Raw genomic sequence first — 14,170 nt, 5'->3', positions numbered from 1 at the left:
AAATGAACATGAACGGCACCAATTGGATAAGTCGCAACGTGCTGACTGATGCGCTTTCGGCCTCCTACATCCTGGACCATTACCGCTCCATCATCACCAAAAAAAAGATAGAGGTTCCTTTCAAGGCGCAGAAATTGTCGCAAAAGGCCTGCAAGCCTGGTGTTCACTGGCCCGCGGCTCGCCCCCGCCATCCGGCAAAAGCGACCTCCAAATGCGAGGGTCGATCCCGTTAATCGACAATGGTACCCTCGGCCGACAGCTTTCGAAGCTTGGTCCTGGAAGGTATGATAGGCCAACATTCAACGGGGGCCTTGTGTCGACGACCGCTGGCTTGATCCTTGCTGCTTTCATCGCGATCGACCCCAGTTCAGCGTTCGCCCACGGCGGTGGGGTGGGAAATGGAACAATATGGGATTGGGCAACGCTTGCCTTGCAGGAGCGCAACGTCATCGGCGGCTGCCGAGCAAGGACATTTAGCACCGAGAGAAGCTGAAGCGGAGCATGGAGAAAAAAGGTTGCACGGCTGAAGTCGATTGAGGCCCGCCGCCAATCAGCCGGCTGCCCGGCGGATTTGGCTCCTCGAACGTCAGTCTGGTTACTGCTCGTGTTTTAGTCGCTCGATCGCTTCGTCGGCGTCCTCTTCGAGAAACTTGATGCGGGTCCAGAGCTGTTTTGGATTGACCTGGTGGAGCCTTGCAAGCTCCAGGACAGAGACATCGGCGCCCCGCGATCTAACCAGAATGTTCTCATAAGCCGCTGGCTTGCGTTTGGACGCCCATATGCAGTTGGCTGGCTCAAAGTCTCCCGTATTTTTGAGACGGCCGAGCACCGTACCGGGAGGACGCTCACCCATGTCTTCAAGGAAAGCTGAAAATGAAGCCCAGCGCGGGCACAATTTGACACCTGCCCCACCGAACTTCCCGTAAAGCGGATCGGCTCTGTTTTCACATCGGCTTTTCACCTCAGTGTACGCACGTCTCGTCGGAGTGACTTTATGGCCAACCGCGTGTCCATGAACCAGGGATCGCTCCCGGTTGCGTTCTGCGCGCAGGCATCCGCAACTTTTGCTGTCTCCCTTTTTTACGGCAAAAAGAAACATAGAACGCTCGTTGCCGCAATCGCACCGAAAGATCCAGCGCTTGTGACGGCCAGGCACGCTATCGGGACGGAGCCCTGTCAGACGGCCGTATCTTTGACCGGTAATATCGTCAGCGCGTGGCATTCCCTTCCATTCCTGTGTTCTCAACCGACAAAAGCATCACGAGGTGCCTTTCAATGCCCGCCGGACGGAGGACAGAGAGCTTGCTCTCAGGAATTGATGCGACCCGGGGCAATGCCCCTTACGCCGGGCCCCGCCCATTCAGCGGTGTTGGTCCGTGCAGCAGGCTGCCCAGCGCTGACTGTTCGCACCACCGCTCGACCGCATTCAACGAGTTGCGTTCCTTGCGACGACCTTGCAGGCATCCTCATCTCGATGGTTTGGGTTTTCGATGACGAGCTCCCGATTACTGAAGTGGAAGAATAGTACCGTTGCTACATTAGAGGTCAATAAATGATGCGGTACGCCAGCGCACGCCGAGTACGCGGCCGTGCGTCACAATTACAAATTCGGGAGGAGGATCCGCATCGACAAGGACTGTCCGTCCGTTACCGTACGCTGGGAAACTTCGCCGACGATCTATAGCCATTCTTAACAACCCCATGATGTCTTCGTCAGATCAGAGGGGAAGATCATGTTCGCTTGTTTCCGTTTTATCGTTCTCGCATTTTTACTCGTACCGGTGTCTTCGTTTGCTGCAAATGATGACTGGCGGGTAGCCAAAGCCACGAAAGAGGTTCGATATTCACTCGGGGACGCCAAGTGGATCGATTTGCATGCCGGAGACGTCTTGCCGAACCACGCATCGATTACCACAGGTACCCGGGGACGGGCGCTGTTGGTTCGCGGTGTCGAGAGGATCGAATTTCAACCGAACACAACTGCGTCCATCACGACGACGTCAGGCTTCTTGTCGCCGCGCAAGACGGAAATCAAGCAACAGATTGGGTCGCTCGAGCTGGAAATCGAGAAGCGGAGCCAACCGCACACAACAGTCCAGACACCCTTCCTCGCAGCCGTGGTAAAAGGGACGATCTTCCACGTCTCCGTCAGCAAGACGGCGGCATCCGTCAAGGTCGACCGAGGTCTCGTTCAGGTTACCTCCTTTGCCAGCGGCCAGCAGGCAAATGTCGGCCCGAAGCAGTCCGCCAGCGTCGGCGCCAAGACCGGTATGAGTGTCGCTGGGCAGGAAGCAACACCTTCGATCACGTCGGTCCCGGCGTCGGCAGCAAAGCTTCCGGCCGCGGGAAGCAAAAAACTGGGCAGCGAGAAGCAGGCCAACAGCAATAATAAGCCTTCGAAGGCCGATGATGGATCTAAGGCTGCCAACGGCAAGAGCCACTTTGGCGGAAGCAGCATTGGCGGTGATAGATCCAGCAATGGAAACAACGGATCGGATCGTTCGCGTGGCAGCGGCAATGGCAATGGAAACAGCGGCGACACCGGTCATGGAAACGGCGGGAACAACGGCGCGAAGGGCAACAACTCTGGCAGCGGAAACCATGGCAATTCCGCTAGCGGAAACAACGGCAATGGGCATGGCAGAAGCGGGAACAACGGAAACGGCAAGGGGGGCAGCGGTAATAACGGCAATGGCAATGGGAATGGCAAGGGGCGGTGAGGAAGGCAGCTGCGAATTTGCTGCGGGTTGCCAGCAGTTTCGCTGGAGCGACCGCGTCTCGCTGCATCATCATAGCAGGGATGCTGGGTGTCGCGGCGTTTTGCGCCGACCTTCGTCCAATCGTACAATTGGACCACGCGCTGATTGCAAAACGCTTTTCCCTGGCCGAACGCCCTGCATCCGGAAAGATCGTTTTCGTCGCGATCGACAAACGTAGCATCGATCAGGTTGGTACATGGCCGTGGCCGCGGGGTCTTTATGGAGAGCTGCTGGACAGGCTCGTGTCTGCCAAGGTCGGCGACATCGTGCTGGATATCGATTTTTCAACGCCCTCCACTGCCGAAGAAGACGCGCTCCTTTCAGCTGCGCTGGAACGCGCAGGCACAGGCGTCTTGCTTCCCCTTTTTCGCCAGCAAGCGTCGGCAAATTCGTCGGAAACCGAGATATCAAGACCTATCCCTCAACTCCTCGACAAATCCTGGCCGGCCTTCGCGAATGTTTCACTTGACCTGGATGGATTGGTCAGACGGTTCTCGCTTGGGGACATTGATAACGGTACTCCCACGCCATCCGTGGCCGCCGCACTTGGCGGCGCCTCGGCAGCGATCGAAAGCCAGTTGGTGGATTTCTCGATCACACCGCAAAGCGTGCCAACCTACTCCCTGTCGGACGTTCTTGACCGTACGGTCGGAGCCGCTGAGCTTGCCGGCCGCTCGGTCGTCGTCGGTGGTTCGGCAACCGAACTCAAGGACATTTTCCCCGTCCCGGTCTACGGCGCGCTAGCTGGGCCTTTGATTCACGTCCTGGCGGCCGAAACACTGCTTCAGGGCCGCACACTCAAGACATTCGGTCAACGACCGCTCGAGCTTCTACTGGCGACCTGCCTCATCGCGGCCCTGCTTTCCTTTCGCTACATCGGCATGACAAGAACGAGCGGTTTGCTCGCAGCATTCGGATTGATCGGCGAGATCGCCGCATATCTTCTCCAGAGGGACTTTGCGTTCGTGATCCGAACCGCGGTACCGTGGATGCTGCTCTTCCTCGCATGGGTTCTTGCATTGAACGAGCGCATCGACCTCGGCCAGGTAGTCGCAGCCATCGCCAGGACAAACGCCAGCAATACACGGCGCCTGATGGCCCGCATCATCTCCAATAGCTCGGATGGCATCGTGGCATTCGGCGACGACCTGAAGATTGTGGAGATCAACGAGTCGGCAAGATCGATCCTGAAATCCGATCTTGGCGCCGATATTCTCGCCGCCGTAAATGAGCGCGTCTCCCGAGCCCTTGGTGAACTGGTCCATCAGTTTGCCGCAAGTCCTGGTTTGGTTCGCTCAGTGACCGTCCAGTTTTCCGAAAATGAGGCAGACAGCCATTTCGACTACGAAGCAATCATCACTCTTTCGCCGCTCGAGGACGCGATCTCGAAGTCCGGAACAAGATTTGGCGGCTGCATCATCATCCGTGACATCACCACCCGCAAGCGCTACGAAGCCAGGCTGAAGCGGCTGTCCGAAGAAGATCAGCTCACCGGGCTCCTCAGTCGTCGTGAGTTTCTCGCGCGTATCGAAGGGTGCGATGGCATGGTCGCGGTCCTCGACGTCGATCGGTTCTCTCGCATCTGCTCGACACTGGGAAGAGCTGTCGGTGACAATATGCTCAGAGCAATCGCCAACCGCCTTTCTGAAAACGTGGAGGCAGTGCTTGCGCGTATTGACGGTGACCTTTTTGCGATCGCATGGCTCGAGGAAATCCAGGATAAAGCGGTCGTTGCTGAACATCTCGTTTCGCTTTTTGACGAGCCCCTCTTCGCGAACGATATGCGGACGAATGTCTCTGTTCGACTGGGAGCCGCACCGCTGGGGCCGACAGATCCGGAGGAGGCCTTGCGCGCCGCTGAATCCGCGCTTTATGAGGCCAAGGCAGGGTCGACGCGCTGGGCGATGTTTGACCCGGCCACGGCCCAAGCTCAGGCACGTTCCCGTCGCCTTGAAGCCGACATGCGAACAGCAATGGCAGAGCGTCAGTTCTTTCTGCTGTTTCAACCGCAGATCAATCTCGCCACCGGCAGATTTGTTGGCGCGGAGGCCCTATTGCGATGGCGACATCCTGAGCTCGGCCTCATATCGCCAGCTGAGTTCGTGCCAATTGCCGAGACATCAGGGCTGATCTGCGAAATTGGCCGCTGGGTCCTCATGGAGGCTTGTATCGAAGCTTCAAGGTGGCCCTATGGCATAGTCGCCGTCAACGTCTCGCCGATCCAGTTCGAACGCTCAGACGTCGAAGCGGAAGTGAGGCTGGCTCTTGCGTTAAGCAGGTTGCCCAAATCCCGACTCTGCATCGAAATGACTGAATCGACGTTTCTCGACAATAATGCACGCTCGACCGAAAAAATGGCCGCATTACGTGCTGCGGGCGTCGCTCTGGCATTGGACGATTTTGGAACAGGATATTCCTCGCTGAGCTATCTCGCCGACCTTCCGCTCGACAAGCTCAAGATCGATCAGTCCTTCGTGCGCAGGTTGACGCGGGACGCCGGCGTCATGGAGATCGTAAAGGGCATCGTGTCGATTGCCCATGGTCTCGGCCTGGAGATCGTTGCGGAAGGCATCGAAGGCGAGGCTGAGATGGAAGCGCTCCAAAACCTGCGGTGCGAGACGGGCCAGGGATACCTGTTTGGCAAACCGCAGACCGCAAGCGAGATGCTGGCAAATCACGTGCTACAAGAGGTTTGAATAGGACCGCCGCTTTCAGACGGACTGGTCACTACAAATCTGTCCCTACGCCAATCGAATTTCATCTCAACGTCAGGACGGCCCATCGGTGCTGTTTGAGATCTTCTCCATCGTGTCGAGCACGTCTTCCGGAGTGACGTCCTCTTGCAGTTCCTCGATCTCGTCCTTTTGCTCAAGCTGCACTCCGAGCTTTTCCGCAATCGCTGACACAATTGTCAGAACCTGCGTCGCCTCATGCTCGGCCAGTAGCGATATCTGAAGGTTGAGGTCGGCTCGTTTGTCGTCGGCGTCAGCCATCCGATTCTGACTGATCATTACGAAGGTGGAGATGAATATCGCTTCGACCGAGGCAACCATGGCAAGGATGACGAGCGACGGGTCGAAAGCGGGAACGAAGGGTAGAACGCCGATATTGATCAGGATCCAGCTTCCGAACACGATGGCATTAATGTAGACGAAGGTCATCGAACCCGCAAAATGCGTCATAGCTGCTGCAACCCTGTCCTGAGCCGAAGCCTTTCTCTCCTCCTCGCGCCTTCTGGACAGTAGCGCCTCGATATTGCGATCGAGGCGGCTTGAAACACTCGACTGAGACGTGGAATTGGAAGCTGCCATGTTGATGCTCCGGGCTTGCGAACAAAACCCCGTCCTGCGCGTGAGGTTCCAATGCGTCACAGCGGAATGGATGCGACGGAGTTGTATTGAACGATAACGCGCAGCACTCCCTGTCGATTATGGCAGGTCTGTTCCAGGCGGAGCTCAATGCCCGGCTATGGTCTCGGTTTGATTAAGTCGTTGTGATGACAACTTCAAATTTGTGGCGTGGCCAGACCAAACCTCCATACACCGGGTTGGGAGATGCATTCGCTTCAGGACCCAATCGCCCTTGGAACAGTCAGGACTTCTCCGCCAACCTAGCGGATCTTCCGGGGCCGTCCGCCTTTTGCACCGTTGGCACGGCTCGCCTCGATCTTCGCAGCAGATCGGGATTGACCGCCTCGGCGCTGCGCGTCCAGGAACTTTGCAGTTCCGAAAATGCCGTTCATCAATCCCGAAATTGTAAAGTCCACGTCCAGACTTTCCCAGTGCAAACCTGTTTCGCCTAGAAGCTCGACTTCGGCCAACTGGGCAACCGTCGCCTTTTCAAGACCTTGTATCGAACGGGCAGGCAACATGAAAGCCGCACCGTTCGTAAAATCAACGACGATACGCCCGGACGCTTCATCAAAGCGAACCGTCGCTGGGATCGGCGCATGGGCTCGTTCTGCGGCCCTTTTCAGGGTAGCGTCTCGATAGTGATGATCGTCGAAGATAATCTCACCCATGAATACTCTCCCATTTCTCGGTGAACAGGCGCTGGTTTGCTTGAACAATCGCAAGGGCCACACCCAAGTCCCGCTTCATCATTCTACGGTTCGATAATACCGTGAGGCGGAGAATATTGATTCTGACCTCGGCGTTTCCATAAACATGCACATGCGCCGGTTCATGATCATCCGTGTAACAAAACGCATGCCAGCTTCGCGGAGAACTCTGACCATTGTCATTTAACCTAACAAGTTGGGTTTTTTCAAGGCCGAGAAGCGCCAGCCTGCCATTATGGAGGCCAGCTCTTGAGCGCGGGTGGAGGTCAGTTCAAGTCGAAGTAAACCCTTCTGGACGAGGCATTGCCATCATCGACAATGTCGAAGTAGTAGGGCTTTTCCCGTCTGGGCCGCGCCATGTAGTCCACATAATCACATCGCCAGCGGCTGTGATAAACGCGGGTGACATCGCCTCGCTCCACACTTGAAAGACGCCCGCCTCTCGTTTCTCCGACAATCCTGCCTTCCCAACAGTCGCTTCCTTTTCGAATGCACTGCGACAGCTCACCCGGGTGGTGTCCACTCATGAATCCGCCAGCTGCTGGTGACCAGCCTGATGGACAATCTTCAAACTTCTCGAAACCCGGTTTTCCAGCACCGCCCTCCGGACATGTCGGCCAGGAAAAGCCCGGCCTTTTCATGGCCGAAATCAACCGGCTCATGGGGGGACGGCATTCTGCAATGTCATGCCAGGATGGATCAGACAAGGCAGCGCAAAGAAGGACTTCGCAGCCCCATTCATCGGCTGCTGCATGGTTCACGGCGCTCGACAGCAGTAGAACGGAAAGGAGGATAGACTTCATCCCAACGGTCTCCGGTAAACGATCAACGGTCGGTGCGTTTCGGTAATCGCTTGGCATCAACAAATGGCGGTGAAATCTCAGCGCGTCGTTGGCGCAGTAAATTATAATCGGCGATAGGCCGTCGGCTGGCCGTGCGATCGATGGCCTTCTGCCCCCACTCGTTCATGTCGAGGACATACGTCCCCCACATGCCATAACGGGCGTCCATGGCGCGCCTTTGCGCCAGCCGGTACGCGGCAACGCCGGTGTTCCAAGGCGCAACTCTTGCCCAGCCAACCCTCAAAAGCTCGAAAGCAAGGTCACGATTACCGGCGCGACAACGTCCGGTGCGAAGATATCCTCTCCCCTCGATCCGGCATTCGACGCCGTGGGCTCCAATCGACCTCTTCAGCCAGGCTTTTGCGAAGGCACCGCAGGGCACCGGTTTCAGGCGATCGCCAGCTGCGTTACGCACGTCGCCATTGAATGCCCATTGCGCAAGGTCGCACCCGTCGATGCCCGCGAGCGTTACCCTTAGTCCATGTTCGGGAAAGAGCAGCGTGCGCCCATCGATGACGGATGCCCTGCCGGCAAGTTCGAGTGAGCTCGAATGCTGTCGCGACGACAATGGCTGTGCGTTGATCGCGTCTGCGCTATGAGAGGTAGTCGCGGTGGTGATGGTAACGACCACCATCATACCGACCGCCCCTAGTGGCGGCACCGTTACGTTCCACATCGCGCCGCAGGCGCGACAGTTGAAGTCTCCGAAACAATTCGCGATTGTCATGGCCGCGTCCTCGGATCGGCCCACATTCCATAGCCGTGGCGTCCGATTTTCTCGGCATCTACAAGATCCGGCCGCATCGGGGAGCCGTCCTGGTTCTTTGCCAGTCTGAGCGCGCCGATAGAAAGCAGCTGTTCCTCAAAATTGTCGATGCTGTCGAGCACGCCAGGGAAGTAATAATAACCGAAGCAGGTAACGTCCTGCCGCGGCGCATTTTCCTCCGAAACGAATGCCCGGCAGAGGATCACCTTCGGCGACTTGAGAAGAATCTGAAGATGCTGCCGCCCAAAGTCCGAGCAGCTGCCGGAAAATCCTTCCCGTCGGTTTACCATCTCGCCTTCGCACGGCTCTACACCGTAGAGGTGCAGGGTCGTTTCGCTATCGACGCGAACGTCAAGGGCAGAGACCGCACGAAAACCGGCGGCAGACGCATATCCCTTTCGAGACGCCACCGTGTTGGCTCCGTCGTAGTACTCGATCACAAGAACTGTCTTTCCAGGGGCCTCAAGTGACTTGATGTAGGCGCGGTCGACTGGGGCCGCAGCCGGGACCTGCGATGGGACCACAAGCATTGCCGCCAGCAGCGCGACGTTTTTCGATTGATGAACCAAAACCGCTATTCCCATCCCATCCCCCTTACATCGGGCCGGGGGCAGTTTGCAAACTATAACAGTTCATTTTCGGGATTGACAAGTAGCAATTTTTGATATGTTTTCATTTTACATTGAACGCAGGGGTAGTTTCATGCCACGCAAAAGCTGGATCCCTATTGTGATCACACTCGCATCCCTGCAATCCGTCACGGCCTGGGCTCAACCTACCGAGACTGCTGATAAAGCCGGCGCTGCGGGTGAAGTGAACCGACAAGCAGCACCTGGAGTCGTTGCCTTTACCGATACCGAGGGGCGGGCCACTCAAACACGGACGGGCATGGCGACCGCCGCAATCGACCGCCTATCGGCCCCTTCCCTTTTGAACTATATTGGTTCGCTTTTTTCTGCTGCTCACGTCAATCCCGCGATCGAGAAGCATGACAAGTCGGCAGGTCCGGATAGAACCAAAACAGTCCATACTCGGGCTCCGTCCTCTGCCCCCGCACCCTGTGGCCCATCGTCGATGTCTGTTGACGACGTCAAGGCCCTGGTGGTTGATCGTGCCGGCAGGTACGAGGTCAATCCTGACTTGGCGCTCGCTATCGCCTGGACTGAAAGCCGCTTTGACAGGGTTCGCAACAGTCCTGGGGGTGCTCGGGGACCAATGCAACTGATGCCTGACACCGCACGGCTCCTCAACGTCATCGACGTTTGCGACCCCGTTCAGAATATCGATGGCGGGATACGCCACCTGCGCGCCCTTCTCGACGAGTTCAAGAATCCGATCATTGCTGCTGCCGCATACAACGCTGGTGCAAAGGCCATCCACGACAATGGTGGGGTCCCAGCCTATCCGGAGACCGTCCGTTATGTGGCCTCCGTGATCAATCACCAACTCGGTCTCACCTTTACCACGGAGCCAACAAAAGGCGGTTCTGGACAGGAAACCGACGTCATCGGCCGCACCACCATTGGCGCTCGTCCACCGCAATTCAAAGGCGGGGTCATGCAGTTCTGAACCAGAAGGAGAAGGTTATGAAGCCCGTCCTGTCTCATCTTCAAGAGGTCTTGGCGCGAGCTACGGCCATGACGTGTGCAGTTATCCTGGTGCAGTTGATCTTTGCAGACGCCGCACTGGCGCAAGCGACCAATCAGGCGTTTGCTCCCTTGCAGACAGTGGTACAGGCGGTCGTCGACTTCATCACCGGTCCCTTCGGTCGGCTGGTTGCCATCATCGCCGTCATTGGTCTCGGCTTCCTCGCCTTTGCGGGGCGTCTGAGCTGGTTCACCGCTGGTGCTGTCGTCCTTGGGATCGGTCTCGTCTTCGGGGCGCCTGCCATCGTCGACCAATTGATATCGACCGTCGGGAACTAGGATCATGACTAGCGACGACGATAAGCCTCACCTCACCCCCTTGGTGATCGGTCTGACACGCTCACCAACCGTTTGGGGCGTTCCTTACATGGCCGCGGTCATCGTCATTGGGCTGACAATCATCGCCTGGCTGATAAGCAATGAACTATGGGCGCTGCTGACCGCGCCGATTGCCTTTGTCGTTCTTTTCACGCTGTGCAGTCGGGATCAACGCGCTCTCGATGTGCTGCAGGTCATAACCCGTCTCACCCCGAGAACACCGAACAGGACGTTCTGGGGCACCAACTCCTATGGACCATAACCTATGCTTGCCGTCATCAGCCAGGAACTCGGCTTCGGTTCTGTCCGCCAACGCGAACGATCCATGGCTCGCCATATCCCCTACGTCAGGCATGTGGCGGATACCGTCGTCAGTCTTGAAGACGGTACCTTGACGAGCACGATCAGGCTGGACGGGCTCTTCTTCCAGACGGAGGATCAGGCTGAGATCAACATGCGCTCGCTCGTGCAGAACACCTTGATCCGCGCGCTTGGGTCAAGTCGGTTCTCCCTTTGGTCAACGGTCGTCCGCCGCCGGCTTGATACCGCGCTAGATGGCGCGTTTGACGATCCGTTCCTCACAGAGCTCGACCGGCGCTATGCCGCGTCACTTGCCGGAAAACGCATGTTCACCAACGAGCTCTATCTCACTGTTTTGCGGTCCGACACGCACGGCGCGCTGGCGCTCGGTGATCGCGCCCGTCGTATGTTCCGGCGAGCATCCGGCCGCAAGTCGCAGGAATACCTGCGCGAGGCAGTTGGAGAGTTGGAAGAGCTTGTCGGCAATATCGTTCGCGATCTCGGCAAATATGGCCCAACAGTCCTTGGTATCTCGAGCATTGATGGCGAGCCCTATTCAGAACCAGCCGCTTTCTTCAACACACTCCTGACTTGCGGCGTTGCGCGGATGATGCGGCTTCCCCGCATGGGTCTTGCAACCTACCTTGGGACATCCAGGCTGCATTTTTCCACGCGCACCATGCAGGCGCAAGGACCGATCAGGGAGGATGACCGCTTTGGCGCCATGCTCTCCATCAAGGAATATCCGCCCTTCACTGGTCCCGGGATGCTCGACGGGCTATTGCAGGTGAACCACGAGTTCATACTCACCCAGTCCTTTACGCTCGTCGACAAGCCAATCGCCCAGGAGAGGATCACAAGGCTGAAACGGCAGATCGGCGCATCCGACGAGGCCGGCAGCGATGTCGAAACCGATGTCGATTTCGCCTTGAACAGTCTGCTCAACCAGGAAGCTGTCTTCGGTTTCCATCATCTCTCCCTGCTATGCCTGTCGCGCGACATGACAGGGGTCAACAAGTCAGTCGCAGATCTCGGCGCCTGTCTGACAGACATGAACATCAACTGGTTGCGCGAGGACCTGAACCTGGAGGCTTCCTTCTGGGCACAGTTGCCCGGCAATCAAGCCTATATTGCGCGCCGCGCACTACTCTCGAGTGCCAATTTCTCCGGGCTTTCCTCGATGCACAATTTTGCCGCTGGCAAGAGGCTGGGTGTGCATTGGGGTCGTCCAGTCACCATCCTGGAGACCACGAGCCAGACACCCTACTGGTTCAACTTTCACCAGCGTGATACCGGTCACTTCCTGGTCACAGGCCCCACCGGTTCGGGCAAGACCGTGGCTCTCACCTTTTTGATGGCACAGGCTTTCCGGATCAGGCCCACGCCTCGAGCCATCTTTTTCGACAAGGATCGTGGCGCAGAGATCTTCATTCGGGCGATGAATGGTGCCTATGAGATCCTGTCGCCGGGAACCCCGACAGGTTTCAATCCACTGCAGCTTGAAAACACCGGACAAAACCGGGAATTCCTGCTTCGGCTGCTGAAGGCGATGCTTCGCAATCACCGTGATGCAGTGTTCGACCAGCAGGAAGAAGATACACTGGAGCGCGCCATCCTGCGGCTCATGGAAGAGCCTGCGGCAGAGCGAACCTTGCCGAACCTTGCCGGACTTCTGACCGGCCGATCACGTGCCGAGCAGAACGATCTTCATGCCAGGCTTCGTCCCTGGATCGACGGCGAAAAGGCCTGGCTGTTCAACGCAAGCCAAGATGTCCTGTCGTTCAGCGACCGTCGGATATTTGGGTTCGACATGACCAGCATCCTTGACAATGACGAGGTGCGCACACCGGCGCTGATGTACATTCATCACCGCCTCGAAGAACTCTTCGACGGCACGCCGGTCATGATCTTCATGGATGAAGGCTGGCGTCTGTTGAGGGATCAGACCTTTTGTGACTTCATCGTCGACAAGATGAAGACCATCCGTAAGCTGAACGGGATCGTCGGCTTCGGCACGCAATCAGCCGCCGATATCGTGCGCTCGCCAGCTGCCCACACACTGATCGAACAGTCTGCCACCAACATCCATTTCCCCAACCCGCGTGCTGACGAAGAAAGCTATGTCCACCGCTTCGGTCTGACGGCAAAGGAATTCAATTTCATCCGCACCACCGCGCCTGAAAAGCGCACGTTCCTGATCAAGCACGGCAATGACAGCGTCATTGCCAGGCTCGACCTCACCCTGATGCAGGACCTCGTCAAGGTCTTATCCGGCCGCAAGGAAACCATCGAGGAATGCGAGCGCCTGCGCACTGAGCGTGGCAGCGCTCCGGCAGCCTGGCTTGCCCGCTTCTGTGGCTGGGAGGATCAGCCATGAGAGGCCGCGATGCACCGAGGTCGCATTTGGCAGTGATCACCTTTGCGGCAGCAAGCTTCGTTGCCGCACCCGACGTTGCCAAAGCCGATGTGCCGACGATCGATCGTTCTGCACTTGGCCTGCGTCAGCATCGCGCGCGGGTAACCGGCAATCTCGAAGTGATCGAGCACAATCGCTACATCATGAATACCTCGGTCACCTGCTCCATGTATCGGCCCGGACGCCGCAACGATCCGGTTGGTGCTGCTGAGGCAAATCCTGAAATCGCGGGCCTCGTTCGTCGTATCGCCCGTGAGGAGCACGTGGACGAGAACCAGCTTCTCGCGCTGGTCTACCAGGAAAGCCGCTTTAATCCATGTGCCAGGTCAGCAGCCGGAGCGACCGGCCTTGCCCAACTCATGCCGGAGACCGCCGCAGCCCTTGGCGTCGATATCAACAATATCGAAGAGAACCTGCGTGGTGGCGCACGCTACTACAAGGACCAACTTCAAGGTTTTGGCGGCAACGTCAACCTGGCGCTTGCCGCCTATAATTCAGGGCCTGGCAATGTCAGCAAATACGGCGGTATTCCTCCCTTCAAGGAAACTCAAGGCTATGTCGGTCTCATCACGAAGGCTTGGCTGCCCGCGTTTGGCGGCTCGGACAAATCGGCAATCCCCCTGAACTTTGGTGGAGGCGAAACCGCCTTCACCAGCGTGCGCTCCTCCACGTTGCTCGCCATGGGAACGACTGCTTCAACATCGGCAAGTCTTGGCGACGTAACGCGCTGGTACCGTCAGCTCAGCGCCGCAGCACCTGGAACCGTGCAGGAAAGCTTCGATCAGAATTCCTCTGCGCGCAACGCCAACCTCGAGATGATGAATAATGTCATCAAGTTGACGGCCGCAATGGCCGAGCTGATCAATTCCCGCAATGCCGTTTCCGCCGCCAGCCTCTCGGGCTCCTCGCAGTCATCATCAATCAGCGAGGTCCGGCAATCCGGCGACACGATCCAACTATGTGATCCGCGACAAAACCTGACGTGGAGCGACGAGGCCAGGGCTTGCGTCGAGAAGAGATCCGACGAGAAACAGGTGCAGCTCCTGCTGCACCCTCAATGACG

At 57.5% G+C, this 14,170-nt stretch carries 15 protein-coding genes; 8 read left to right on the top strand and 7 right to left on the bottom strand.

Annotation, left to right across the window (positions count from 1 at the left end; all coding sequences use genetic code 11):
- Window positions 1-8 precede the first annotated feature (8 nt).
- Complete coding sequence (locus tag FHT97_RS29265; RefSeq protein WP_183758762.1) at window positions 9-233, top strand: hypothetical protein; 225 nt, start codon at window positions 9-11, stop codon at window positions 231-233.
- Window positions 234-595: 362 nt separating this feature from the next.
- Here FHT97_RS29265 and FHT97_RS31280 read toward each other — a convergent pair whose 3' ends face one another.
- Window positions 596-1,099, bottom strand: a complete 504-nt coding sequence (locus FHT97_RS31280) for a hypothetical protein (protein ID WP_246712841.1) — start codon at window positions 1,097-1,099, stop codon at window positions 596-598.
- Window positions 1,100-1,733: 634 nt separating this feature from the next.
- Here FHT97_RS31280 and FHT97_RS29255 point away from each other — a divergent pair.
- The gene (locus tag FHT97_RS29255) at window positions 1,734-2,720 is read left to right on the top strand and encodes a FecR domain-containing protein (RefSeq protein ID WP_183865025.1); all 987 of its coding nucleotides are present in this window, start codon (window positions 1,734-1,736) and stop codon (window positions 2,718-2,720) included.
- Window positions 2,721-2,800: 80 nt separating this feature from the next.
- Window positions 2,801-5,455 (top strand): EAL domain-containing protein, encoded by a 2,655-nt coding sequence (locus tag FHT97_RS29250; RefSeq protein ID WP_183865042.1) that lies wholly within the window; start codon window positions 2,801-2,803, stop codon window positions 5,453-5,455.
- A gap of 72 nt (window positions 5,456-5,527) precedes the next feature.
- Here the strand turns inward: FHT97_RS29250 and FHT97_RS29245 are convergent, their stop codons facing one another.
- The 6 genes from FHT97_RS29245 to FHT97_RS29220 all read right to left on the bottom strand — a co-directional run bounded on the left by FHT97_RS29245 (window position 5,528) and on the right by FHT97_RS29220 (window position 8,957).
- Window positions 5,528-6,070: a DUF1003 domain-containing protein gene (locus FHT97_RS29245; RefSeq protein WP_183865024.1), complete on the bottom strand. Its 543-nt coding sequence runs from the start codon at window positions 6,068-6,070 to the stop codon at window positions 5,528-5,530.
- A gap of 299 nt (window positions 6,071-6,369) precedes the next feature.
- Window positions 6,370-6,780, bottom strand: coding sequence for a DUF2442 domain-containing protein (locus FHT97_RS29240; protein ID WP_183758783.1), 411 nt, complete (start codon window positions 6,778-6,780; stop codon window positions 6,370-6,372).
- On the bottom strand, window positions 6,773-6,931 hold the full coding sequence (locus tag FHT97_RS31680) for a DUF4160 domain-containing protein (RefSeq protein ID WP_259186635.1): 159 nt from the start codon (window positions 6,929-6,931) through the stop codon (window positions 6,773-6,775). The genes FHT97_RS29240 and FHT97_RS31680 overlap by 8 nt, the downstream gene beginning before the upstream one ends.
- Window positions 6,932-7,085: 154 nt before the next feature.
- On the bottom strand, window positions 7,086-7,622 hold the full coding sequence (locus tag FHT97_RS29230) for a hypothetical protein (RefSeq protein WP_183865023.1): 537 nt from the start codon (window positions 7,620-7,622) through the stop codon (window positions 7,086-7,088).
- A 22-nt stretch (window positions 7,623-7,644) separates the two neighbouring features.
- Window positions 7,645-8,388, bottom strand: coding sequence for a thermonuclease family protein (locus tag FHT97_RS29225; RefSeq protein ID WP_183758787.1), 744 nt, complete (start codon window positions 8,386-8,388; stop codon window positions 7,645-7,647).
- On the bottom strand, window positions 8,385-8,957 hold the full coding sequence (locus FHT97_RS29220; protein ID WP_183758822.1) for a hypothetical protein: 573 nt from the start codon (window positions 8,955-8,957) through the stop codon (window positions 8,385-8,387). The genes FHT97_RS29225 and FHT97_RS29220 overlap by 4 nt, the downstream gene beginning before the upstream one ends.
- 544 nt (window positions 8,958-9,501) lie before the next feature.
- Between FHT97_RS29220 and FHT97_RS29215 the strand changes: the two genes are divergently transcribed.
- Genes FHT97_RS29215 through FHT97_RS29195 form a run of 5 tightly spaced genes read left to right on the top strand, consistent with a single transcriptional unit; the run spans window position 9,502 to window position 14,168 of the window.
- The gene (locus FHT97_RS29215) at window positions 9,502-9,996 is read left to right on the top strand and encodes a lytic transglycosylase domain-containing protein (protein ID WP_183865022.1); all 495 of its coding nucleotides are present in this window, start codon (window positions 9,502-9,504) and stop codon (window positions 9,994-9,996) included.
- A gap of 17 nt (window positions 9,997-10,013) precedes the next feature.
- Window positions 10,014-10,352, top strand: a complete 339-nt coding sequence (locus FHT97_RS29210; protein ID WP_183865021.1) for a TrbC/VirB2 family protein — start codon at window positions 10,014-10,016, stop codon at window positions 10,350-10,352.
- A 4-nt stretch (window positions 10,353-10,356) separates the two neighbouring features.
- Complete coding sequence (locus tag FHT97_RS29205; RefSeq protein ID WP_183758790.1) at window positions 10,357-10,653, top strand: VirB3 family type IV secretion system protein; 297 nt, start codon at window positions 10,357-10,359, stop codon at window positions 10,651-10,653.
- A 3-nt stretch (window positions 10,654-10,656) separates the two neighbouring features.
- A complete protein-coding gene (locus tag FHT97_RS29200; RefSeq protein WP_183865020.1) occupies window positions 10,657-13,068 on the top strand; it encodes a VirB4 family type IV secretion/conjugal transfer ATPase in 2,412 nt (803 codons plus the stop codon).
- Window positions 13,065-14,168, top strand: coding sequence for a lytic transglycosylase domain-containing protein (locus FHT97_RS29195; RefSeq protein WP_183865019.1), 1,104 nt, complete (start codon window positions 13,065-13,067; stop codon window positions 14,166-14,168). The genes FHT97_RS29200 and FHT97_RS29195 overlap by 4 nt, the downstream gene beginning before the upstream one ends.
- Window positions 14,169-14,170 lie beyond the last annotated feature (2 nt).

This window comes from Rhizobium sp. BK399 (assembly GCF_014194695.1).
GTDB lineage: Bacteria > Pseudomonadota > Alphaproteobacteria > Rhizobiales > Rhizobiaceae > Rhizobium.
Note: the sequence above shows the minus strand (reverse complement) of the source record. Positions and strands in the feature narration are given on the sequence as shown.

Excerpts from the sequence above, each read along its gene's own strand:
- FHT97_RS29225 (WP_183758787.1), bottom strand. The coding sequence starts at position 8,388 with ATGACAATCGCGAATTGTTTCGGAGACTTCAACTGTCGCGCCTGCGGC.
- FHT97_RS29210 (WP_183865021.1), top strand. The coding sequence starts at position 10,014 with ATGAAGCCCGTCCTGTCTCATCTTCAAGAGGTCTTGGCGCGAGCTACG.
- FHT97_RS29205 (WP_183758790.1), top strand. The coding sequence starts at position 10,357 with ATGACTAGCGACGACGATAAGCCTCACCTCACCCCCTTGGTGATCGGT.
- FHT97_RS29215 (WP_183865022.1), top strand. The coding sequence starts at position 9,502 with ATGTCTGTTGACGACGTCAAGGCCCTGGTGGTTGATCGTGCCGGCAGG.
- FHT97_RS29255 (WP_183865025.1), top strand. The coding sequence starts at position 1,734 with ATGTTCGCTTGTTTCCGTTTTATCGTTCTCGCATTTTTACTCGTACCG.
- FHT97_RS29195 (WP_183865019.1), top strand. The coding sequence starts at position 13,065 with ATGAGAGGCCGCGATGCACCGAGGTCGCATTTGGCAGTGATCACCTTT.
- FHT97_RS29230 (WP_183865023.1), bottom strand. The coding sequence starts at position 7,622 with ATGAAGTCTATCCTCCTTTCCGTTCTACTGCTGTCGAGCGCCGTGAAC.
- FHT97_RS29250 (WP_183865042.1), top strand. The coding sequence starts at position 2,801 with ATGCTGGGTGTCGCGGCGTTTTGCGCCGACCTTCGTCCAATCGTACAA.
- FHT97_RS29245 (WP_183865024.1), bottom strand. The coding sequence starts at position 6,070 with ATGGCAGCTTCCAATTCCACGTCTCAGTCGAGTGTTTCAAGCCGCCTC.
- FHT97_RS29240 (WP_183758783.1), bottom strand. The coding sequence starts at position 6,780 with ATGGGTGAGATTATCTTCGACGATCATCACTATCGAGACGCTACCCTG.
- FHT97_RS29220 (WP_183758822.1), bottom strand. The coding sequence starts at position 8,957 with ATGCTTGTGGTCCCATCGCAGGTCCCGGCTGCGGCCCCAGTCGACCGC.
- FHT97_RS29265 (WP_183758762.1), top strand. The coding sequence starts at position 9 with ATGAACGGCACCAATTGGATAAGTCGCAACGTGCTGACTGATGCGCTT.
- FHT97_RS29200 (WP_183865020.1), top strand. The coding sequence starts at position 10,657 with ATGCTTGCCGTCATCAGCCAGGAACTCGGCTTCGGTTCTGTCCGCCAA.
- FHT97_RS31280 (WP_246712841.1), bottom strand. The coding sequence starts at position 1,099 with ATGTTTCTTTTTGCCGTAAAAAAGGGAGACAGCAAAAGTTGCGGATGC.